Here is a 22,962-nt window from a genome sequence, read left to right as displayed (position 1 = left end):
TGCGCCGGGGATTTATTTATCCCCGGCAGCGGAAGCTTCTTCAATCGGAGCGACTTCGGGCTTTGGCTTCTTATAGAGATCTACGTCGACGACGAAATCCCCTTCGAGAAAATTCCGGCCCAAAAGCATCGGATATTCCATGTGGGAACGGTCATTCAGAGTGACCATCACCTGCTTCTTCATGTCTTTCCAGCAGATCGTCAGCAGGACCTTATAGCGCTCTTCCTGGTGAGCGGCCGTTTTCACGAGCGCGATCTCTTCGATCTGTGTTTCCATCCATTGCGATTCACCGCGATGGTTCTTCATGCGGAAACGAATCTTCTTGCCGATGTTCTCGGCCATGACCTTCGACTCATTTTCGATGGCCCACTCTTCCACGTGCAGCGACGTAGTGGTCGCCCCCGTATCGACGCGGGCTTTGAAGGCGAGCTCGCTATTGGCTTCTTCCACGATCGTCGTGGGGCCAATGACTCGCTTTTCCGTTGTCCGCGGCGTGAGTGAGGCAACTTGTTGCTGGGCAAAAGTCAGGCTTGTACACAAGCAAGCACCAATCAGAGCCGACTGACCAAGCAGACGGAAAAATTTAGGCAGTATTCCAACAAACATTCTTTGTGGCCGTTCCATGGCAAGGGGTCCTTCCCTGGCTAGCTTCCCTGATGGAAAGTTAAGTCAAAGCGTGGCCCAGATTCAAAACAATTTGGCGGACCTTGGCAATGCCGATTCAGTAGAAAAAGCACTCGATTGTGCTAATTTCCGGCTGAAATCACACATTTTTATCGCAGGATCAGCCTGACTGAACCAATTGCCAGCATCCAGGACTGAGAGTCTCGACTGCTAGCAGTTTATTGCGGACGACGAGGACGATTTGTGTTGCCGCCAGCAGGACGCCGACGGACCTAAATCAGCTAGAACCTTACTTCGCGAATTTACCTGTGAAACCCGCGGCCGCTATGTCGGATTCCTTGACGGGATCGATGAGCTTCACCGAGTCGATACCGCCAAAGTTCAAGAAAATGAACCGGCCCCCCATCGCATCGGGGTTAGTCCGCTCGAGGAACAGCATGTCACCTTTGACCATAAAACCTTTGAACGGCATTTGCTCGTTCAATGAGTTGGTCACGATCCCACGACTGGGAATCCCCGCGGGCCAATCAGTAAAAAGTGCTTTCCAATCTTGTGCGTGCGACATATGGAGCTTTCTAAAGTGATTTTCGACTTCTCAAGAATAGCTCGTAGCAGCAGATTAACACGAACCAATCGCTATCGGTTTGAATCGCATGTGCCGGTTATGACGGAATGGAGCGATTAGCTTTCAGGCTGCGTATTGCCCAAGCCATCGATGGTCCAATCCGGCCAGAAAAATAGAAGTGCGATTCCAGCGGCCAACGTGATGCCGAAAACAAGGGCGATCAACCACGTGAGCTTGCGCGAACCAAGCATCGCCACAGCGCCCGCCTTGAAAACCAAATTGGCGAGCATCGCGATCAAAATAATTCGCCAGCTTGTCGAGCCATCGATGCGATCTTCGCGATACATTTCGGCCGTGGAAAGCGTGATCGCATCCATGTCGGTGAGACCTGAAACGACGGCAACAGCGTACAGCGCGCGGTCACCGAATTGGTCGCGGACCATGGCCACGATAAAAAGAATCGCGGCATAGAGCAGCCCAAAGGCGATCGCCGCTTTCAATTGGGCTGGGTTTTCGTTGGTTGATTCCTCGATCGTTTGACCTCGCGCGAAGTAGTACAAGGCTCCACAAATGACGCTCATCGCTAGAGCCAAAATCGCCAGAGGCGGCAACACATGGGATAAAAGTTGGGGGGCCACGACGCCAATTTCAAACAAAGCTCGCGCATTGACGACGGTGCTCGCCAACATGATGACGAGTGCCCCCAGCCACGCCGTATCATTTTGACTGGCCGGGCGGCGTGCATAACTGACGGTTGTCGCGGTGCTGGAAATCAATCCGCCCAACAGGCCACCCAGAATCGCGCCAATTCGCTCGCCCATCATCCGTTGAACGACGTACGCACACATGCTGATCCCGACGATCAGCACCACCATCCGCCAGATGCGAAAAGGATTCAGGACATCATAAGGACCATAAGTTTCGTCGGGCAGGATCGGCAGAATAACGAGTCCAATCAGAGCAAGCTGCACGACCCCTTTGAGATCGTTCTCGCCCATCGAATCGATGAACGAATGGATCGGCTGCTTCCAGTGCAACAACACCGCGGTGGCCCCACCGACAACGACGGCTGGCACGATCAACCCTTGGCCAGCCGCTGCACCGACGCCATACATCAATAGCGCGGCGGCTTCGGTCGTCAGGCCCAAATGTGTTTCGCCGCCCTTGAGCTTGGCCAGATTGGCGAGTATCAACAATGCGGCAACGGCGAGCATCCCCGCCGCGATGGCCCAAGGGGCTACACCTTCATCGAGATTGCTCAGCAGACCACCCAGCAGGGTGATGAGCGTAAATGTACGAACTCCCGCGACACCGGAATCTTTCCATTCGCGCTGCATCCCGACCAATAGACCAAGGCCGAGAGCAACGCCAAGTTCGATAAATACGTTTGAATCCATATCGCCGAATCTTGCGCAATTTGACTACAAGCAAGGTCACTCAATTGTACCACTTCTAGTCTAATCACCGGGCAATCGGCGTGCCGCAGAGCAATCCCCTTCGAGTCGATATTTGCGGCCTGATAAGGCAAATTTACCTTTGCTCATAAGTAAATTGTGAATGGTAGTCGGGTATTAAATATCTGCTACTTCCGCGGAATCGACGCCACTTCTTCGCCGAACATCGTCACTTTATAGGGACCCGCCCCAGGCGTATTGCGTGGGATCAGAATCCCTAAGTGAAGATCTTCGGAACCGACGGCGGTATGCTGCAACCGCACGGTTCGCGGCATTTCCACCCACGCGTTCGAAAGCGGATCAATCGTGAACGCGAGTTCCAAGGCTTCGCCCAAGCTCACCGCCCCGGTCTTTCCCATATCCAAGCCCGTGTCGACCGACATGCCGTTGTTGCTCACGAACTTGCCGGGAGTTGTCTTTCCCGCGGGAGCGGGCAGCAATGTTTGATTCGTAAACAACGTGGAAACAATGTCGACTTCGGGATCGGGCGAAACGGCATCGACCCGTAGCGGATTAGTTTCCGTCCGCGGGACAAGCAGCACGGCCTGCACGGGTTGCCCATCGCATGTAACAACGATCTCGTTCGCATTAACGGCCAAATGCAGCATCTTATCGAGCGGCAATTTGCCGGCGACAAAACCATGGCTCACTTTCCCCGTGGCAAGTTCAAAGGCGCCATCCAACGCGGGGTGAGTCACGACCAACCGCGAGCTGCCGCCACCACGTAGCGACTCCGCTTGCGCGAGCGGCACGCCATTCTTACGCAGCGGCGATACACCCTTCATCACTTCTAGCGCTTCAACAACGTCGGTCTTGTCGATTGTGTAAGCCGACGGCACAAAAAACTTGTAGGCGTTGGCGAGCAAGACCACGCAAAGAATCGCCATCCCCGCAAAGATTACGAGTTGAGCCGGATTGATGGCCCCGCTACGCTGGCGCATGGCATGCTCCCCATAAGTCGACGGTGAAATGAAAAGACGACCTGTCGCAATTATGAAGTCCGCGCGAGCAGAATGCAATTAGCCGCAACGAAACTATTTCGGCGTCCTGCGGCGACGTTTCTTAATCAGATGCAGTTCTTCCTCAGCGACTACCCATTCGCGGCAGTTGGGAGAATCGCACTGACACGGAATGGCCATGTCTGCGGTCCAACCATAGTCGATGGTGAGCTCTTCACCTTCGTTGATTCTTCTAAGTGTATGTACCCAAATCTCCAGGGAATACTTTTTCCCTGTCTTGGGAACTTTCCAGAGCACCAACTCGCAGTTAGGCTCGCAGGCATGATTCAGAAAGCGAAACGGTGCGGCTGGTTCGAGCGTCGTACCGTCGCTCAAGTCCATGCAATAGGACGAGCCATACTCGGCATCCTGTATGACTTTGCCGGTCACGCGACCCACGGGCGCTTTGGCACGAACGGTCTTGGTGGCGACCACGCAGCGGCCCACAGCACATTTGGCCACGCCGATTGAATCCAGTTTGCCGACAAATAAAGAGTCTTTTCTCTGCTTCGTTACGCTCACGACGTTTCTTCCCGCTTCCCTGCTGACGCTTACCAAATAAACCCTGCCAAACCGCCTCTTGCTTGGCTGACGTTAATTTACAAAATCGCCGCCGCTTGGGGAATGAGCCAAGCATGAAAATTTCATGAAGGCCGCGTCAACCAAAGTTGAACAAATAAAGAATCGTTCAGGCGGCGCGGCGGCGAGGAACTGTCTTGGCACCCAGAGAAGCAAAGACTTCGCGAACCATGGCTTCGCGCACGGGATCGGCCAAGATCGCGCGGACTTGCGCGATCGCGTAAATCTTGCATTGAAAACGTATCGCCGGCAGGCCGATCACGGCCAGCACCAGCGCGCCGCCAAACGTCATCAAGCCCGGTTCGTGAATTTGCAGGGCAACGAGCACCAAGCCTGTTACAACAAAGACGAATGCCGCTTCCAATACGATCCAAAACCAAGACCACAAATCGAGAGCTTGCAATATGAGATGCTCATCGATTTGCGGGGAACGTGTGTTGGCAAAATGATAGAAGCCGTTCCGCATCAGATCGTAACGCTGTTCCACCCATTGTTCTTCGGAGATCAAATCGACGTCGACCCCCACCCGCTCGGCGAGTTCCTTGAGGATCACGTCGATCTCGAATCGCTCGCGTATCCCCAGCCAATGACCTAACTGGCTGTGAATGCGAAAGATCCGCGACATCAACCCCACCGCCACGGCGGGGATCAAATATCCGCCGGGCATTGGCAGCAACTTCCCAGCTCCGGTCTGCAACTCAAAATCGACCCGGCTCAACGCCGCTTCAACGGCTGGCAAATAGTGCCGCAGCAGCCACACCGCCCCCAGCGCAGCCGCCGTCGTGAACCAAAAAAGCCGGTTCAACGTCGACTGATAATCCGTAATCGGAGCGAGCGGATTGAGGGCCATGGTAGGAGGAGATGAGGGTCGGGGGTTAGAGATCAGGTTACCGCGCGGCGGGGAATCGTAGCGATTTGGCTCAAGCCAGAGAAGATCAAGAATCGTGCTGGCATTGCAGACTTAAACAAAAAAACCTCCTGCCGGGGTGTCCCGACAGGAGGCAAAGAATGATTTTACGAATCCTTCAAAGGAATCGTTTCACGATCCACGTCGACGGACCAACAACGCTGGCACTGACAGAGCCAACAGGGCCAGAGAAACCGGCTCCGGAACAACAGAAATCCGGATGTTGTCGTAGTAAATCTTCACTCCGGTGCCATCCCCATTGGAGATGACCCCAGGCCGGAAGAAGGTGTCCGCGGCCGGAATGTCATATCCCACTGAGGCGAAGGTAAATGAGACGGTACCGGAGAAAACCTGACCGCTGGCGAGTTGTGTGCCATCCAGTTCAACTTCCTTTCCGGCACCCGGAAAGTTCTGAGCATAGTAACCACTGCCCGAATTGATATAGGAGCCGAGTTGCAGGAATGTGCCGTTGGTGCCGGGAGCCAGCGAGGTGTCGATGTACCAATCGTAGCTGAACGTAGCGAGTGATTCGTTGGCGGCAGCCGCCTGCAGCGCCACATACCACGGATCGGCTGGATTGCTCGTTTCGCGCCCCGCCTGCTGGAACGAGGCGTTGTCTGTTACTTCCATGCGTAAGCTGCCGCCAATATTGACGATTGGAAAAGAGGCCGAACCATCATTCCCAAAGCCTGTGCCGAAACCTTGATCGGTTCCATCTTCGAAGTCGAAAACAGCTGTTTGCGCTGATGCTTGGACTGAGCAGAAAAGAAGTGCCGCTATGGCTATCAAAGAAGTGACTCGTTGCATTAGACTGACCTGCCCCCAAGAATGGAACCAATTCTTAAGTTAGTGTTGGACCTGTTCCAACGCCAGCCTGCTTCGTTCGCTGAGGCGTAGCCGAAGCGAACGAAGCAGGCTCGATCGCCTCGGGTGCGGGTGGGCGGTAGCCGAGCGAGCTGTGTGGCCGCACGGTGTTGTACACGTGTCGCCAGCGCTCGATCAGCACCTTCGCTTCCAACAGTGTGTCGAAGACTTCGCGGTTCAACAGTTCGTCACGCAGCTTGCCGTTGAAGCTTTCGATGTAACCATTCTCCCAAGGACTGCCTGGCTCGATAAAGAGCGTCTTCACGCCGACGCGAGAGAGCCACTCTCGAACCTTCGTCGCGGTGAACTCCGAACCGTTGTCACTGCGGAGGTAGGCCGGCACCCCACGACGCACAAACAGGTCGCTCAGTCGCTCCAGCACGTCCTCGCTCTTGAGGCTTCTCGCCACGTCGATCGCCAGGCACTCACGGGTGTGCTCGTCGATCAGGGTCAGCATCCGAATGGCTCGGCCATCGCTCGTCCGATCCGCCACGAAGTCGTAGCTCCAGACGTGATTCTGGTAGGCCGGCCGAAGCCTGATGCACGATCCATCAGCCAGCCACAGACGCTTCCGCTTGGGCTGTTTCTGAGGGACTTTCAGCCCCTCTTGACGCCACAGCCGCTCGACCCGCTTGTGGTTCACTCGCCATCCTTCCTCACGCAATAAGGCCGTCACCCGGCGATAGCCGTATCGCCCATACTCGGTGGCCAACTCCACAATCCGCTTCATAAGACGCGGCTCGTCGCTCGCCGCATAGCGACAGCGTCGTTGCGTACTTCGAACCTGCCCTAACACGCGACATGCCCGACGCTCGGTCACGCACTGGCGGCCCAGTGCATCACGCACATACGCCACCGCGCGTCGCCGCTTCGCCGGGCTCAGAAGTTTCCCGAGGCGGCCTCCCGCAGAATCGCTTTATCCAGCTCCGCGTCCGCCAACAGACGCTTCAGACGAGCGTTCTCTTTCTCCAAATCCTTCAGACGCTTCGCCTGGTCCATCCGCAGACCACCGTACTCCTTCTTCCAACGGTAATAGGTCTTATCGGAAATTCCTAACCGCCGGCAAAGTTCAGGGACCTTCTGACCCTGAGCCAATAGGACCTCTGCCTCACGCAGCTTCGTGATGATCTGCTCCGCTGTGAACTTGTTTCCTCGTGCCATCGATGATCCTCCTTCGCTTACAACCACCACCAAATTCTCGCTTCAGGTGTGGTCTCGGGTGAAGGGGGCAGGTCAAGACCCTCCGACAATCATTGAAGAGAAATTGAAAAGCGGCAGACTAGTTTTGCCATACAGACGTTTCGATTAACGTAAACTGCCGACTATTAGGATACCAATCCCCGTAAAAAGTACGAGTAAAATCTGCGAAACTTTCGAGTCGAAGAGGCCATCAATCTCATGCAGATTCGCACCAAAGAAGGTCAAATCAGCGTAAGTCTTGGCCACGATAAGCATTACGATGTGTGCCGCATAGGGCATACTGACATGGCAGTCGGCTACAAAATGGGAAGTTTTACCCACGCAGAGAGGCTTAAATTATGGAATCACGCCTATGAATGATGAGATTGCAAATGGCCATGATATTGTCACATTGCTTCAATGGGCTGTGGCAACTAATGACTAGTAGCATGCGTGATCCTCGATAATGAGAGGAAACATCGATGATCAAACGCGACGAATCGGCTACCGTCATTTGTCGAAACGATCAACAATGGCCATACCGACGCCAGTGAAAGTGCTCATTTCGGCGAGCACGGTGGGAATTTCTGCCAGTGAGACCGTGCGGCGAATCAGCCGCGCGGGGTCGAGCTTTCCAACTGTGATCAGCCGAAACAATTCCGGATAGTACGACGCCTGCAAACCGTGGCTGCCGACGATTTCCAGCTCACGCGACAATGCCAGTTCCAACGGCACGCGCGGCGAGGCATCGTCGCCCACCAGTAGTCCCACTTGCACGTGCCGGCCGCGCTTGCGTAAACATCGGATCGAATTCGTACAGGTGATTCGGCTCCCCAGGGTATCCAGCGAAAGATCGGCACCCCGTCCCGTCAGCTCGTAGATCGCTTGGGGAACGTCGTCAACTTTTGACGCATCGATCACGGCCGTTGCCCCCAAGGATTTCGCTAACTCGAGGGCACTGGGGTGAATATCGATGCCAATCACTTGGGCACCCAGTGCGACCGCGATCATCACTGCTGACAGGCCCAACCCTCCACAACCATGCACCGCCACCCATTGCTCCGGCTGCAATTTGCCTTGCAACACGACGGCTCGATAAGCCGTGCTCACCCGGCAACCCAAACTCGCGGCCGAGACAAAATCGAGTTCCTCGGGGAGTCGCACGAGATTGCCATCCGCATAGCGAACTGCCACGCGCTCGGCAAAGGCTCCCCAAGCGGTGAAGCCCGGCTGAAACTGATTGTCGCAAACCTGTTGATTCCCGGACTCACATTCAGGACAATGCCCACAGCCGGCCACAAACGGAATCGTCACACGATCGCCAACTTGCCAATGCCGAACCGAGTTGCCCACCTCGGCAACGATGCCCGCGAATTCATGTCCCGGCACATGCGGCAGCGACTTGATATCAGGATCATGTCCCTGCCAACCATGCCAATCACTCCGACAAACGCCACACGCGCGGACATCAATGACGACGCCATCGTCCGCGGGAACGGGCTCGGGCAAATGACCGAGTTTGAGTGGTCCGGCGAATTGTTCGTAGTAGAGGGTTTTCATGGACAAACTAGCGTCACTGTTCGAATCGAAATGTTGTCAATCGCAATTGTTTGCGAGATACTGATTAAAGAAAAGTGGAATGAAAAGAAGAACCGTGCCAGTGCTATCGTCTGAATTTTATGCATCGGCGATATCTACTTTGTGACGTTCAAACTTTTGTCAATATTATCCTTTGCAGGATTGCTGTCTCGTGAGATAGGTCGAAAACATGAAGACACGTGACTATCAATTACTTACAGACGTTATCATAACCGACTGCCAAAGAAGACTTCACGAAGTATTAACAGCAGAAGCATTGAAGGATATTTATTCTTTCGTAATTCAGTACGATCCAGTCTATGCTACGCTTTCAGCACATATGAATACGCTGGAAGCCTTTCATTCTCTTAAAGCGAAAAAAGAGAATCGCGGCCTTTTGGCATCAAATGAGTACGAATTCGATTTTCGAGGTGACAAGTATAACACAGACGAGTTTCGCTACTTCGATTTTGTCCAATTTTCAGAACATACTTCGCAATTACTTCAAATGCACAGTCAGCATGTCGAAAGATATCGGTCGGACTCAACACTACAAGCCAGGGCATCCCAAGACGAGGCTTATCAAAATGGAGATATGGCAGAGTGGGTTAAGGAGCTTTTCGCGCAGGGAGACCACATCAAAATCCTTGAGAACGAAGCTACTTTGGCTATTGTCAATGCAGTGCGTGGACTCTCAAGTACTTTAAAGCAACTCGACGTCACTCATGACTTCACGGCTTACGTGAGTTGCTACCTTGAAGATCAAGAGAAAGAAAAAGAGCTTATGCTTCACACTGTTCCGAAGTTGTTATTCGACCAGCTCTTTCCTGGTGGCAAGTTGTACGATGAGCTTGTCGAACAAATGAACTCCACGGACATACAACACCGAGTTAATTTTTGGTTGAGAGTAATTTCAGACTGGATTCTCGAGAATGAATCACAAGCGGTGTGCGATTTGAAAAACTGGCGGAAATCGAGGTCTGACATTCAGGAGGAAATCGTGAGAATTGGCGAGGCCGCCGTACCTTCCATTGTCGATTACTTGGAGCACTATATTTTTTTACCGCAACTTATCGAAAGGTTAGACGGAGATGCTGAGACAAATGCATTCACAAAAGAATACTATCTCTGTAGCTCGTTGACTAATTGCTTGCAACAAATTCACAAAGGCACCCCCCAAGATGTTAGACGCTTGCAAAACATGCTTCAAAAGTTATTCGTTCGTGAATTTGGCGACGAGCTAATAGGTCTTAATCAACTTGGCTTAGCAAAGGCACTATGGTCGATGGACTGGAAAACATTTTCCACACCTCCAGAAATTAGAAGTGACAACAACCGGCTGCTGAATTGGAGTGATTTCGGCCTCGTGCCACCGCAATAACTTCAAATCGGTGCGCTGCTAAATCTGCTGCTTAACGTTGGCCTTACTTCTCAACCCAAACAAAAAAACCCTCTGCCGGGATGTCCCGACAGAGGGTCTATAAATTGGCGATACCTACTTTCGCGAGTACACTCACTATCATCGGCCCGAGGTGCTTAACTACTGTGTTCGGAATGGGAACAGGTGTATCCACCAGGCGGTATGGTCGCCAAAGAAGAATGTGGCACTGGTAAGCACCACACCCTTGAATTTGGTGTTGAATCGTAAGAGCGGTTGAAATTGCGGAATTGCAGATTCCAGTTTTTGAAGCACAAGTTTATATAAAACCTGAAGCTTCGCGTTTGTAACCCAAGTCCGCAATTTACCTTTGTCCTCAGATGGATTCTCTGAGAGCGTTGAATAAATGCGGCCAAGCGTTCGTCCATTAGTATCGGTTAGCTGAATGCATTACTGCACTTACACATCCGACCTATCAACCTGATCGTCTTTCAGGGGACTCTCGGCTATTAGCCAACGAAACCTGATCTTGGAGCGGGCTTCACGCTTATATGCTTTCAGCGTTTATCCGTTCCGACCTTAGCTACCCTGCCGTGCCGCTAGCGCGACAACAGGAACACCAGAGGGTCGTCCTTCTAAATCCTCTCGTACTAAAGAAGAACCTCCTCAAGTTTCGTACGCCCACAGTAGATAGGGACCGACCTGTCTCTCGACGGTCTGAACCCAGCTCACGTACCACTTTCATTGGCGAACAGCCAAACCCTTGGGAGCTTCTCCACCCCCAGGATGTGATGAGCCGACATCGAGGTGCCAAACCGCTCCGCCGCTATGGACGCTCGGGAGCGATAAGCCTGTTATCCCCGGAGTACCTTTTATCTGTTGAGCGATGGCCCTTCCATGCGGGACCACCGGATCACTAAGCCCTACTTTCGTACCTGCTCGACTTATGGGTCTCGCAGTTTAGCACTCTTCTACCTTTGCGCTCGATGCCTGATTGCCAACCAGGCTGAGAGTACCAATTGGGCTCCTCCGTTACTCTTTGGGAGGAGACCGCCCCAGTCAAACTGCCCAACTGACACTGTCCGTTGCCCGGATTCACGGGAATCAACGTTAGAACTTATGCATACAAAGGGTGGTATTTCACCAATGACTCCCCCTGACCTGGCGGCCAAGGATCAAAGTCTCCCACCTATCCTACACAGTATATACACGAGCCCAATATCAGCCTACAGTAAAGGTTCACGGGGTCTTTCCGTCTAGCTGCGGGGACGTGGCATCTTCACCACGACTACAATTTCACCGGGTCACTGGTTGAGACAGTATTTCAGTCGTTACGCCTTTCATGCACGTCGGAACTTACCCGACAAGGAACTTCGCTACCTTAGGACCGTCATAGTTACGGCCGCCGTTTATTGGGGCTTCGGTCGTGAGCTTCATCCGCCGAAGCGGACTAACCCTCTACCTTAACCTACCAACACCGGGCAGGCGTCAGTCTCTATACATCCACTTGCGTGTTAGCAGAGACCTGTGTTTTTGATAAACAGTCGCTGAAATCGATTTACTGTGGCCCCCAGCAGCTTGCACCACCGAGGGCACCCCTTATCGCGAACTTACGGGGTCATTTTGCAGAGTTCCTTAACCAGTGTTCTCCCGAGCGCCTTAGACTACTCGTCTCGCCTACCTGTGTCAGTTTTAGTACGGTTACTAATGCTTCAACCCTGAGAAGCTTTTCTTGGACATCCTTCCAATGACTTCGTGAACATAAATGCACTCGGTCCCCCCGCTTGGATTATGTGGGCGGATTTACCAATCCCACCACCTTGCAAGGGTCCACGGACGTTTCTATTCGTACCGCTCACTCTTCGGATGCCGTCCCTCCATCGGTCCACATTAGTAGCGCAGGAATATTGACCTGCTGTCCATCGTCTACGCCCTTCGGCCTCGACTTAGGAACCGGCTAACCCTGGGCGGAATTACCTTCCCCAGGAAACCTTAGGCTTTCGGCGGGCAGGATTCTCACCTGCCTTATCGTTACTCATTCCGGCATAAGCACCTGTAGACCCCGACACGGCTCCTTACGGTACCGCTTGTATCTGATCTACAGCGCTCTCCTACCAATCACTTGCGTGATTCTACTGCTTCGGTGTAATACTTACTCCCGTTCATTATCGGCGCAGAATTGCTCGACCAGTAAGCTGTTACGCACTTTTTAAATGGTGGCTGCTTCTAAGCCAACATCCTGGCTGTCACTGCAATTCAACTTCCTTAGTGACTGAGTATTACTTCGGGACCTTAGCAGATAGTCTGGGTTGTTTCCCTCTCGACCGCGAAGCTTATCCCTCGCGGACTGACTCCTGAGATAATCGCAATGGTATTCGGAGTTTGGTTCAGCAGGGTACCCTTGGAAGGGCCCCAAACCAAATCAGTATCTCTACCCCCACTGCGTAGTGGCTCAAGGCTAGCCCTAAAGCTATTTCGGAGAGAACGAGCTATCTCCAGGTTTGATTAGACTTTCACTCCTCCCCACAAGTCATCCCCTCGGTTTTCAACCCAAGTGGGTTCGGTCCTCCAAGCGGTTTGACCCGCTCTTCAACCTGCTCATGGGTAGTTCACACTGGGTTCGCGTCTACCGCCCGCGACCAATTGTCGCCCTATTCAGACTTGGTTTCCCTGAGGCTTCGGCCCGGAAGGCCTTAACCAAGCCGCAAACGGTAACTCGCCGGATCATTATGCAAAAGGCACGCCGTCAGACATTCCCCTTGCGGGGCATAGTCCTCCGACCGCTTGTAAGCGTATGGTTTCAGGTTCACATTCCTCCCCTAAAAGGGGTTCTTCTCATCTTTCAGTCGCCATACTGAGTTCACTATCGGTCATCAGAGAGTATTTAGCCTTACGGGATGGTCCCCGTGGATTCAATCGGAGTTTCACGTGATCCGATTTACTCAGGTACCCCTCGGGAGATCGCTAGCTTTCGTGTACGGGACTGTCACCCTCTACGGTTCTTCTTTCCAGAAGATTCTACTAGCCGGCAATTTTCTTACTCCCATTTGAGAGGCCCTACAACCCCGCGAGGGAAACCCTCGCGGTTTGGGCTGTTTCGCGTTCGCTCGCCGCTACTGACGAAATCGATTTTTCTTTCTACTCCTGTGGGTACTTAGATGTTTCAGTTCCCCACGTTTGCCACGTATAGCTATGAATTCACTACACGCTAATTCGGGAATCCCGGGATCAACATTTGTTTGTCAACTCCCCCGGGCTTTTCGCAGACTTCCACGCCCTTCATCGCCTTCTGATGCCAAGACATCCCCCATACGCTCTTAATAGCTTGACCACATTTATCCAAAGCTCTCATCCAAAGACATTTGCCTTTAAAATCTGAAACTCAAGATAAATTGCGATTTGAACTACATTTATTTCCAGATCACACTTTTCACGGACATACAGTCTCCGTGTGGCTGCGTGTCTGGGAGTAACGCTCGAAAAAAATCTTGTAATCTAAGGACAAAGGAGATTCGATTCAGACCCCTACTGCTCGACGCCCTGCTCTCCCTGCAAAAGGGAACAAGTCCACCGAGCGGGCCTGATTCGAAAATCAGATGCCACTCTTACAATTCAAATTCACCAAATTGTCAAAGATCATTCGGCCGCCTCCAGGCTCCCCAGCTAAGGGAACTCTTCAGCAACCGTGGCCCTATCGGCCAACCCTTTTCACCAACCGCCAAGAAACTTGGCTGTTGAATGAACAGGAGACAGCAAGATGGCTCACCTTACTGTCTCCCGCCCACTCATGGGGAACTTCAAATAGTAGCAAGTTCCTTGAGACTGTCAAAGGGGTATTCTGTCGAAATTTTCCCCTTTTGTCGTCCTGTTTCCGACCGCACTTGAGCGGCGGAACGAGAATTCTAGTGATACGACGCCGGCTGGCAAGGGGGCCCAGAAATCATTTTCCCGCAGCTGGCCTCGCCAGGGGAAGAGCCTTGATAAAAGCTGCCGATTATTCGGCCTCGAAAAACGTCCGCGCTCGCGCACAGAGCCAGCCAACGGCAGCGGCAGTTCCCGCTAGCACGGCCAGATCGAGCCACAGCATCGCGGCGAGCGGCACGCCCTGGCCCAGCGAAAGGATGTCGTAAAAGTAGTGTACGCCCAACATGAAGCGGCCGCCAAGATCGGTCCATACCGAAGCAGACACCACGAATGCCCCAACACAAAACGCGCGGCGATCACCGCTTCCCATGATAATGCCCAAAAGAAGCAGGCTAATTGCAATTAACCAGAACAGTCCGATGAGCAGATGGCTAATCTCGATGGGCACAAAAACGGCCACGCCGCACAACAGAGCGAAGAGAGTCATCGCCGCAAAGAGCGAACCCAGGCTGAATCGAAAATCTGGAGAAGTTGTGGGCACGCTTCTATCGTAACATGTAAAAAGCCGCGCCGCCTTGCCCCGATCAGAAATCGGTTACAAGATGGCGCGGCTTGCTGAAATCTTGTACCAAAACTTAACCGACCGTCACGAGTTTCTGGCTCGTACCAACCATTTCTTTGGCACGTTCGATGAACGTCTCGGCATTGTCGGCGGGTTCCAGGGCAGCGATGCCCACGCTCACTTGCAGCGTGATCTTCGTGGTTCCCAAGGGAATCGAACAGCCAGCAAGAGCTGATTGAATTCGATTGCCCACGACCGTGGCTTCCCGTTCTTGGCTTCCTGGGAGCATAACTATGAATTCACCCGGCAACATTCGGCCGAGCAAATCCATCTCACGCAAAGCACCACCGACGAATTGGCTAACGCTATCGAGAAGCAAGTCGCTCAGGGCATCGCCGAATTCTCGTTCCAAGGCACTGAAGCCCACCACTTTGAGATACATGACTGTCAGGGGCTGGGCGTAGCGCTGGCTTTCTGAAACGCGACGCTGGAGTTCCATCGCGAAGGCGATTTGATCAGGCAACTGCTTGTATGCGGCAAACTTTTCATTCGCGATTTTGGGTTGGCCAGGATTATCCAGCGGCAGGCTGCTGTCGCCGTCGTGCCAATAGCCACGGTTGCGGCCGTTATCTTTCGCACAATAAATCGCTTCGTCAGAACGACGAACTAAGCGTGCTGCATCGTCGCTCTTGGTGATCTCCGCGACCCCCATACTGGCGGTCACGTTCAGGGATTTCCCATCGAATTTGACCCGCGTAGCCTGGATGGCTTCGCGGATTCGCTCGGCAGCGATCCGGGCTTGGGTGATCGTCGTGTTCGGCATCACAAGGCCAAATTCCTCGCCACCGTAACGACAGGCCAGATCGGTGGATTTGGCATTCTTGCTAAGAGTATTAGCCACTTGTCGCAACACTTCGTCACCGGCTTGATGGCCATAGGTGTCGTTAAACTTCTTGAAGTGATCGACGTCGAACAGCAACAAGCACATGGGCCGACCATCTTTGCGGAAGCGGTTTACACCACGGTCCAAGGCGTCGTCGAATGCACGGCGATTCGCCAGCTTCGTGAGCGAATCGGTCCGCGCTTCTGTCTGTTGTGTTCTCAGCTCTTCCGCTTGCGATTGAATTTTCTTTTCGGCGTCGACGAGACGTACCTGCAGCTTTTGATTGGCCTGCAAAATCTCCGCAAGTGCCGCGGTCACCTCCGACGAGGCGTTAATCGATTCAGGGCGAATCGCCTCCAAACGGTCAGAAAGAACCGTGACGATCTGGTTGTGGGCACCGACATCCGACGCCACGTGAGCAGCCAAGTCTTTCAACTGCTGCACGGCCATATCGGCCCGCTCGGCGTCGATGATACTTTGTTCGTGTTTGGCAGAATTGGAACTATCACTGGCGCTGGCTCCCACCACGCAACAATGGCGGAGATACCAGTAAGCACCGGCAAATCCAACGCAAAACGCGGTTAAAGCTAGCGATGCGTCCATCAAAACATATTGGAGCGAAACTCCCAACGGTAGCAACATCTTAGTACTCCAGGCAAATGGCTACTTGACAGCGCTGGCTCGTGGCGAACCAGACGGGGTCGCTGCTTTTCGCTTCTTTTAGAACATTTTCAGTTCCTGCCCCGCACTAAAATAGGTTGGTCTTGATTCGAGTCAAACCAATTATTGAGTGCTTGCGAACCATATCCGTGGTTAATCCCCGATCAATTGCGCGTAACTGTACTAAAGGTAAACCCCCGACCACATTGGAAGGGTTGAAACGATTGCGGGGGTTATCACACCGCAAGCGACTGCGAAAAAAACGAGGTTCCGCTGCGCAAAAAGAAGCTAATCAACACGTTAGCCGGCATCGTCCCGATGCCGTAGAGCGATAAAGCTGCCAAATAACAGAGCCAGAAAACCAATGGCTAACCCGCTCGGCTCGGGTACGTGAAAACTCGCCGTCAACAAGCTCGCGGCAAGGCGGCGCCCATTGTTCTGCCGCCACAACCAAAGATCATAATCATTTGTAATGAGATTGCCGTCGGCATCGCCCAAGCCCCGCTGCCAGACGAGAAAATCGCGACCGTCGACGTCACCATCACCGTCCATGTCGCCGTGCAAACCCAAAAGTTTACTCGGAACTTGCCAACCCAAATCTTTGAGTGCCGCGTAATCGAGCGGCGTGAAAACTTGTCTTCGTCCCAAAAACAACGATGCCGTCATGGCCGTAGTTTGTTCACCCAGGATCAAAGGATTAATTGTGCCTGAAGCCCAATGATTGTTATCGGTCGTCAAGGCGACCCCCGCGCCCGCAAGCGAAATCGCCGACACACCTTCGAAGCGATGATCGGTTACCAGATTGTCAAAAGACGGCGCGGAGCCAAACCCAAACACATGCGCGAGTTCGTGAAAGGCAATCGTCAGAAAATCGACTTGCCCTGGTCCGGGCTGTGTGTCGATCCCAAAGTGCCAATTCCGTGGCGAACCATTGTTGAGCGTGTCAAACGCAATCGATCCACCCCACGTGGCAAAATCGAAAGCGCCCGCCCCAATCACGGTCCCCTGCCCTCGGCTGAGCGAAACCGTCCCTAAACCCGGTCCGGCTTCACCCACCTGACTTCCCGGCATGTCGTAACCGCCAGCGTACAGCACCAAGGCGTTCGCCGGGATACTCAGATTACTCAACGTCGTACCGTTGCCCGTGTCGGGATCGCTAAAGCTCGCTGTCCAAGCGGGGCTTGCCGGAATTGTTGAGAGCGAATCCCCAAATGGCTCAAAAGCCTTCACCGCAAACTGCAAAGCCGTGAGCGCCTCGGGGTGATCGATAAAAAAGTCACCCGGTCCGCACCCGCCGGTCGCTTGGCACATCAGCCGAACGTCAACGGTCAATGCATGCGCGCAAGGAGCCCACAGCCACACAAAGGCGCACACGAGGATCGACCCACGAAAAGACATGGCACTCTTAAATTCGCTGTTCCGAGGAAAGGCCGACTGGCCGAATTTCTATTTTAGCCAGCGACTGCATTTTTTGGTGAACAAAAGTGCTCGGCAAGTTCATCTTGCTGTACGGAATCCCACGGAACGGCGATTTCGGCTCGTTTTTGCCGATAAATTAGGCGACCAGTCATGCGTGTTTCGAATCACAGGCTAGCAGCATCGCTGATCGAACTCTTGGTCGTGATCTTCATCATGGGAATCATGATGGGTCTCCTCTTGCCAGCCCTGCAGCGTGCCCGCGCGCGTGCTGACGAAACTGTCTGCGAAAACAATGTTCGTCAGCTCCAAATGGCTCTCTCGCAGTTTATCAGCAGCAAGGAGCGCTTTCCCCTTCCACACTGCTGGACGGTCGACCTGCTCCCCTGGATCGAACAACGACCGCTATCAGACATCATGAAAGGTGGCTTCAAAGTCGGCGACAACTTGCCCCGCCCGCCGCTTATGAATTGTCCCTTCCAGCAAGACTTCGACAGCCGCTTCCCGCAAATCGGCTTTTGCCATTACGTCCTCACGGTCGATCGCGATGAGAACGGCAGACCGCTGCTGGAATACGGTTGGAATCTCGGCGACCGCAAACTGCTCGACGAAAGCATGCCGCAAGAACCTTGGTACGTCGGCCCCGAGATGTCGCACCTCGCCCAGCAAGGCATGTTCGCCAATGAAGAAGGACCTCACATCGGCGGGCGATTCGATACGAGTATGGGTTACTTTCCCAAGTAACGGGTTAAACCATGGTCCTCTGATGAGCCACAAGCTCCGGGCTATGCACCTTTTTACGCTCGCCTATGAGCCAGTACGTCTTCATCTGGCACTTGCCTTTGAGTTCGACCAGCCCGCGCTCTTCGATCACGAAGTCATTTTCCAACTGTGATGCCGCGTACTCGGAAAGTTGGATTCGCCCTGGCATGCCACTCGATTCCATCCGGCTGGCCGTATTCACCGTGTCGCCCCATACGTCGTAGGCGAACTTCTTGATGCCGATCACCCCAGCGACCGCAGGCCCGGTATGAATGCCGATCCGGATGCTCACGGGATACTCAGCCCCCTCGTTGAACTTTTCGACAACTTCGAGCATCTCGAGTGCCATCCGCGAAACATCCTTGGCATGACAGGCTCGCTTCTCGGGGAATCCCCCCGCCACCATGTAGGCATCGCCGATGGTCTTAATCTTTTCCAAATCGTGCTTTGCCGCCAGATCGTCAAACGCCGAGAACATGCGATTGAGATAACTGACCAACTCGGTCGGCGAAACCTTCTCCGACATCGCCGTGAAGCCGACGATATCAGAAAACATGACGGTCGCCGAATCGAAATGATCGGCGATGATGCAATTGTCTTCCTTGAGCCGCTGGGCAATCGGTGCCGGCAAAATATTGAGCAGCAGCTTTTCCGACTTTTGTTTCTCGATGTCGAGGGCTGCTTCGGCCTTGCGTGCGGCCTCGCTGTAGACGTACGACATGATGGCCAGAATAGTGAACGCCGTGGTGACATTGGCCATCAGGAAGACTTCCTGGGTAACCTCACCTAGGTCGACGTGGGGAACGAGCCAATATTGAACATGGTAATAGTATCCGAGGAATGAAAAGAGCGATACCAAAAACATACCGATAGGAATCGACATGGGCTGGAAATTCATCATGAAGGCAAAGGCCACGATGACGAGTAGAAAGTATTGAAAGCCATAGTCCCAACCCAGGTAATAGATGGCGATTCCCTGGTGAACCACCACCTCGGTCATGCCGATCAGCACTGCTAACAGGATCATGCCTGTGGAGCGCAGGAAGACGATGCAGAACAGAAAGATGAGCGTGCTGACAATGTTGATACCGCTCAACAGGGTGAAACCCAACGACGCGAAAACGAATATCCAAGCAAAGTGCAACACGAACGCCATGAAGTTGGCGATCAGCATCGAGTAGTATTTGCGCTGATCATAGCGCTCGATATTGGGAGGCAACGCGAAACAATTGTCCAGTTTCGCTTTGATCCAATCGGAAAACCTAGGCGGAAGCAACGGCATGCTGTACCTGAGTGGAAGAGCGGCGAATTGTCGAGCAGGCGATCTTCCCCATGATAGCAGATGCGACACACGAAAACTCTAGCGATTTTTCCGGAGACTCAACAATGCCGCCAGATTTGGTCACGATTATTCCAATTTGGAAAAATCTGAGCAGGCCGGATGACAAACGGGGGGTCATCACAGTCAGTTCAGGGTTGGCATTTCAAACGATTCGGCTGTGTGGTTAAATTCTGATCACCTCATCTGACAATTTGTTGCCAAGCACGAAAAAGGACTTCGTCATGCCAACCAATCCCTCCAAGAGCAGCAAACGCGGCATCGAACTCCTCCACGATCCCACGCTCAATAAAGCCACGGCCTACAGCGCAGCCGAGCGCGAGGCTTTAGGGTTAACCGGACTAATTCCCGAAGTGACCGAATCCGAGGACTTGCAGCTTAAACGGGTCCTACAACAGCTTGGCCACAAGACGACGGACCTGGAGCGCTATATCTATCTGGCTGGGCTGCTTGATCACAATGAAACACTCTTTTATCGGACCGTGATGTCCGACCCTGAGCGTTTTTTGCCCATCGTCTACGATCCCACGATTGGCGAAGCCTGTTTGAAGTTCGGCCACATCTACCGCCGCACGCGCGGAATGTACCTGTCCATCACGCACAAAGGCCGCGTCAAAGAAGTGCTCCAGAATTGGCCGGTGAAGGACGTCCGCGTGATCTGCGTGACCGACGGTGGTCGCATCTTGGGCCTGGGGGATCTGGGCGCCAACGGCATGGGCATTCCCATTGGTAAGTTGCAACTCTACACCGCCTGCGCCGGCGTCCCCCCGCAAGGGCTGCTGCCGATGTACCTCGATGCCGGCACGAACAATCAAGCTTATCTCAACGACCCGCTCTACCTCGGCCTCAAACAGCCCCGCCCCACGACTGAAAAGCTAGTCGAATTCGTCGACGAGTTTGTCGACGCCGTGCAAGAAGTCTTTCCCCACTGCTGCATCCACTTTGAAGATTGGACCGGCAGCGATGCCGTCCATCTGCTCGCGCGTTATCGCGACAAAGTCTCCTGCTACAACGACGACATCCAAGGGACCGGCAGCGTCACGCTCGCCGGTTTGCTCGCCGCGCTCAAAATCAAAGGGGGCAAAGTTCGCGATCAGCGGATTCTGTTTCTCGGTGCCGGTTCCGCGGCAATCGGCCTCGCGGGACTCATCGCCTCCGCCGCCGTTGCCGAAGGACTCACGCTCGCCGAGGCTCAGGCCAGAATTTCGATGTTCGACGTCAACGGATTGCTCGAACCCAGCCGCAAAGACCTGTTCGATTTCCAGCAGCCCTACGCGCATCCCCACGCGCCGTGTCGTGATTTGGTCGCGGCGATCGAATCCGTTCAACCTACGGTGCTGATCGGCGTCAGCACGGTCGGCAACACGTTCACACAGCCAGTGATCGAAGCGATGGCCCGGCTGAATGATCGCCCCGTCATTTTGGCCCTTTCCAATCCCACCGAGCATGCCGAGTGTACCCCCGAGGCGGCGTATAAGTGGTCAAAAGGCAAAGCGATCTACGCTGCGGGCGTCCAGTTTCCCCCCGTCACGCTCGACGGCAAAACGTTCGTCCCGGGGCAAGCCAACAATTTCTACATCTTCCCAGCCGTGGGGATGGCCATCTATGCCACGAATCCCAAGCGTGTGACCGACGAAATGTTCATCGCCGCCGCCCACGCCCTGGCCGACCAAGTCACGCCCGAGGAACTCGCGCAAGGGACACTCTACCCACCGCAAGCGAACATTCTGGAAGTCGAAATCAAAATCGCCACCCGCGTGGCAGAAGTGGTGTTCGAGCAGAATCTCGCAAGGATCACTCGCCCAAAGGATCTGGAAGACTTCATCCGGGGGTTGGTGTACAACGCGAGCTACAGCGAGCTGGCATGATCACCACAAAGCCGCGACCGCTGGTTGCGAATGTTATTTGATACCCATTTTAATCCACTCGAATCGGTTCAGTTATGATATGCCAACTACTTACAAAATGGCGACTAAAATCTGTGACAATTGCATTCGCTTTATTGGCGTTTAGTCTTGCAATTCAATCAGCCCAAGCGGCACCAATCCGATACAAAGTCCTGCCAGTATCTTTAGATGACGGCTATGCAATCACTGAAGGGTTTATAGAAACTGACGGAACTATCGGCCAGTTGTCAATGAATAACATCCTTGACTACGAAGTGCATGTAACTGGTGCCTATCCCTTTACTTTCTCGCCTACTAATCCCAAAGCTCGAATGTTGATAACAGAGGAAGTATTTACTACTACAGACGGCATTCACATTCCTATCGATCCTTCGAGTAAGGCAAGCGGTATTCAGGCCATATCATTACAGGCAACTATTCAACACGTTACGTACGAAATAATTTGGAGAAATGATTACGAAATTTGGCAGCTACCCAACAATAGTAAATACACATTTAATTCATCCGCTATAGCCTACACTGCAATCGACCCAAGATTCCTTGACGGATGGCATGCCAATTGTTCACAAATCATCTATCCTCAGTCCGAGATTCTGGTAGCAACGATTCCCGAACCTTCAGCCTTAGGATTGGGCGTCGTAAATATTCTTGCTATGTCTCTACTTAGGACACGGCGAGTTAAACTCTGACACATTGTGCAAAGTTACCGCAGATCGAATGCCCGCCGCAGCATCGCATTAATCTTAGATTGAGTCGTAGGCCCAACTGTTCCCAGCCGCCGGGAAATGGTGTTGCTCGAGAGCGTCACCAATTTATCCAACCGGATGAGTGAATCGACCTTGAGTCCACTAACCGGGAACTCCGGGTCGGATTGCAGCAGTTCGACTTCCGCTCCGCGCGGCGAGCGGTTGGTCAAGACGCTGGTGATGAACGCTACGATCAGTTCTAAAGATTGGGGATTCCCCGAAACCACGACTGCCGGCCGCATTTTGCTTCCTGTTAAGTCAGCATAGGGAAACGGCACGAGCACGATATCGCCTTGGCGAAGCTGCCGTTGCTGAACCATTTCTACACAGCCTCACCATCGGACGCTGTGTAGATGTCTTCACGCGGGTCAGCAAGGAAGTCAAAAGCTGCCTCATTGCGCGCCAGTTCCAAAATCGCGTCCGCCGACACGTCGTCGCTGTCAAGCAACGCTACCGTGAGGTGAGTATTCTCCGGTAGATCGATGGGGTCGAGCGGCTCAAGGTTACCGTCTCGGAAAATGGCGCGTATCTTTTTCATAGATTGACCTCTGATCGCATTTTACACGGTAATGATCGATTTCTCCAGATAAGTTTCTTGCTCTTACGGTGGTGCCAACAAAAAAACGGGCCCGGGTAATTAAACCCGGGCCCGTTAACCGTTAGTGCGTGCTTTACCCCCGCAGCAAACTTCGTCATC

19 protein-coding genes and 2 rRNA genes are annotated in these 22,962 nt (G+C 53.3%); 4 read left to right on the top strand and 17 right to left on the bottom strand.

Annotated elements, in window-relative coordinates:
• Nucleotides 1–12: 12 nt before the first annotated feature.
• From SH678x_RS05235 to SH678x_RS05195, 9 genes are all read right to left on the bottom strand, one after another.
• A complete protein-coding gene (locus SH678x_RS05235) occupies nucleotides 13–624 on the bottom strand; it encodes an ATP-dependent zinc protease family protein (RefSeq protein WP_496921831.1) in 612 nt (203 codons plus the stop codon).
• A 289-nt stretch (nucleotides 625–913) separates the two neighbouring features.
• Nucleotides 914–1,189 carry a hypothetical protein gene (locus tag SH678x_RS05230; RefSeq protein ID WP_496921830.1) on the bottom strand — a complete coding sequence of 92 codons (276 nt, stop codon included), beginning with the start codon at nucleotides 1,187–1,189 and terminating at the stop codon, nucleotides 914–916.
• A gap of 116 nt (nucleotides 1,190–1,305) precedes the next feature.
• Nucleotides 1,306–2,586, bottom strand: coding sequence for an MgtC/SapB family protein (locus SH678x_RS05225; protein WP_496921829.1), 1,281 nt, complete (start codon nucleotides 2,584–2,586; stop codon nucleotides 1,306–1,308).
• 185 nt (nucleotides 2,587–2,771) lie between these two features.
• On the bottom strand, nucleotides 2,772–3,584 hold the full coding sequence (locus SH678x_RS05220) for a hypothetical protein (protein WP_496921828.1): 813 nt from the start codon (nucleotides 3,582–3,584) through the stop codon (nucleotides 2,772–2,774).
• Nucleotides 3,585–3,677: 93 nt separating this feature from the next.
• Nucleotides 3,678–4,163: an SET domain-containing protein gene (locus tag SH678x_RS05215; protein ID WP_496921827.1), complete on the bottom strand. Its 486-nt coding sequence runs from the start codon at nucleotides 4,161–4,163 to the stop codon at nucleotides 3,678–3,680.
• 166 nt (nucleotides 4,164–4,329) lie between these two features.
• Nucleotides 4,330–5,070, bottom strand: a complete 741-nt coding sequence (locus tag SH678x_RS05210; protein WP_496921826.1) for a hypothetical protein — start codon at nucleotides 5,068–5,070, stop codon at nucleotides 4,330–4,332.
• Between the two features lie 189 nt (nucleotides 5,071–5,259).
• Nucleotides 5,260–5,934 (bottom strand): hypothetical protein, encoded by a 675-nt coding sequence (locus SH678x_RS05205; RefSeq protein WP_496921825.1) that lies wholly within the window; start codon nucleotides 5,932–5,934, stop codon nucleotides 5,260–5,262.
• 34 nt (nucleotides 5,935–5,968) lie between these two features.
• Nucleotides 5,969–7,152 (bottom strand): IS3 family transposase gene (locus tag SH678x_RS05200; RefSeq protein WP_496918735.1). Its coding sequence is split into 2 segments (ribosomal slippage): nucleotides 5,969–6,885 and nucleotides 6,885–7,152, totalling 1,185 coding nucleotides; the frame shifts between segments, so codons are not numbered across the junction.
• A 528-nt stretch (nucleotides 7,153–7,680) separates the two neighbouring features.
• Nucleotides 7,681–8,730, bottom strand: coding sequence for a zinc-dependent alcohol dehydrogenase family protein (locus SH678x_RS05195; RefSeq protein WP_496921824.1), 1,050 nt, complete (start codon nucleotides 8,728–8,730; stop codon nucleotides 7,681–7,683).
• 208 nt (nucleotides 8,731–8,938) lie between these two features.
• Between SH678x_RS05195 and SH678x_RS05190 the strand changes: the two genes are divergently transcribed.
• A complete protein-coding gene (locus SH678x_RS05190) occupies nucleotides 8,939–10,129 on the top strand; it encodes a hypothetical protein (RefSeq protein WP_496921823.1) in 1,191 nt (396 codons plus the stop codon).
• A 102-nt stretch (nucleotides 10,130–10,231) separates the two neighbouring features.
• Here the strand turns inward: SH678x_RS05190 and rrf are convergent.
• From rrf to SH678x_RS05165, 5 genes are all read right to left on the bottom strand, one after another.
• Nucleotides 10,232–10,342, bottom strand: a 5S ribosomal RNA gene (gene rrf, locus SH678x_RS05185).
• Between the two features lie 192 nt (nucleotides 10,343–10,534).
• A 23S ribosomal RNA gene (locus SH678x_RS05180) occupies nucleotides 10,535–13,457 on the bottom strand.
• Nucleotides 13,458–14,120: 663 nt separating this feature from the next.
• The gene (locus SH678x_RS05175; protein WP_496921822.1) at nucleotides 14,121–14,531 is read right to left on the bottom strand and encodes a hypothetical protein; all 411 of its coding nucleotides are present in this window, start codon (nucleotides 14,529–14,531) and stop codon (nucleotides 14,121–14,123) included.
• Nucleotides 14,532–14,625: 94 nt separating this feature from the next.
• Entirely contained in the window at nucleotides 14,626–16,077 is a 1,452-nt protein-coding gene (locus SH678x_RS05170; RefSeq protein WP_496921821.1) for a diguanylate cyclase domain-containing protein, read from the bottom strand.
• Nucleotides 16,078–16,395: 318 nt separating this feature from the next.
• Entirely contained in the window at nucleotides 16,396–17,493 is a 1,098-nt protein-coding gene (locus tag SH678x_RS05165; RefSeq protein ID WP_496921820.1) for a hypothetical protein, read from the bottom strand.
• A 171-nt stretch (nucleotides 17,494–17,664) separates the two neighbouring features.
• On the opposite strand from SH678x_RS05165, the gene SH678x_RS05160 reads away from it, so the two are divergent.
• A complete protein-coding gene (locus tag SH678x_RS05160) occupies nucleotides 17,665–18,255 on the top strand; it encodes a DUF1559 family PulG-like putative transporter (RefSeq protein ID WP_496921819.1) in 591 nt (196 codons plus the stop codon).
• Between the two features lie 4 nt (nucleotides 18,256–18,259).
• Here SH678x_RS05160 and SH678x_RS05155 read toward each other — a convergent pair whose 3' ends face one another.
• Nucleotides 18,260–19,555, bottom strand: coding sequence for an adenylate/guanylate cyclase domain-containing protein (locus tag SH678x_RS05155; protein ID WP_496921818.1), 1,296 nt, complete (start codon nucleotides 19,553–19,555; stop codon nucleotides 18,260–18,262).
• A 281-nt stretch (nucleotides 19,556–19,836) separates the two neighbouring features.
• On the opposite strand from SH678x_RS05155, the gene SH678x_RS05150 reads away from it, so the two are divergent.
• The gene (locus SH678x_RS05150; RefSeq protein WP_496921817.1) at nucleotides 19,837–21,480 is read left to right on the top strand and encodes an NAD-dependent malic enzyme; all 1,644 of its coding nucleotides are present in this window, start codon (nucleotides 19,837–19,839) and stop codon (nucleotides 21,478–21,480) included.
• Nucleotides 21,481–21,593: 113 nt separating this feature from the next.
• Nucleotides 21,594–22,208, top strand: a complete 615-nt coding sequence (locus SH678x_RS05145; RefSeq protein ID WP_496921816.1) for a hypothetical protein — start codon at nucleotides 21,594–21,596, stop codon at nucleotides 22,206–22,208.
• A 14-nt stretch (nucleotides 22,209–22,222) separates the two neighbouring features.
• Here the strand turns inward: SH678x_RS05145 and SH678x_RS05140 are convergent, their stop codons facing one another.
• On the bottom strand, nucleotides 22,223–22,585 hold the full coding sequence (locus SH678x_RS05140) for a type II toxin-antitoxin system PemK/MazF family toxin (RefSeq protein WP_496921815.1): 363 nt from the start codon (nucleotides 22,583–22,585) through the stop codon (nucleotides 22,223–22,225).
• A 2-nt stretch (nucleotides 22,586–22,587) separates the two neighbouring features.
• A complete protein-coding gene (locus SH678x_RS05135) occupies nucleotides 22,588–22,803 on the bottom strand; it encodes an antitoxin family protein (protein WP_496921814.1) in 216 nt (71 codons plus the stop codon).
• Between the last annotated feature and the right edge of the window lie 159 nt (nucleotides 22,804–22,962).

It is taken from the genome of Bythopirellula superficialaquae, from assembly GCF_059632245.1.
This window is presented reverse-complemented; position numbering and strand designations above follow the sequence as displayed.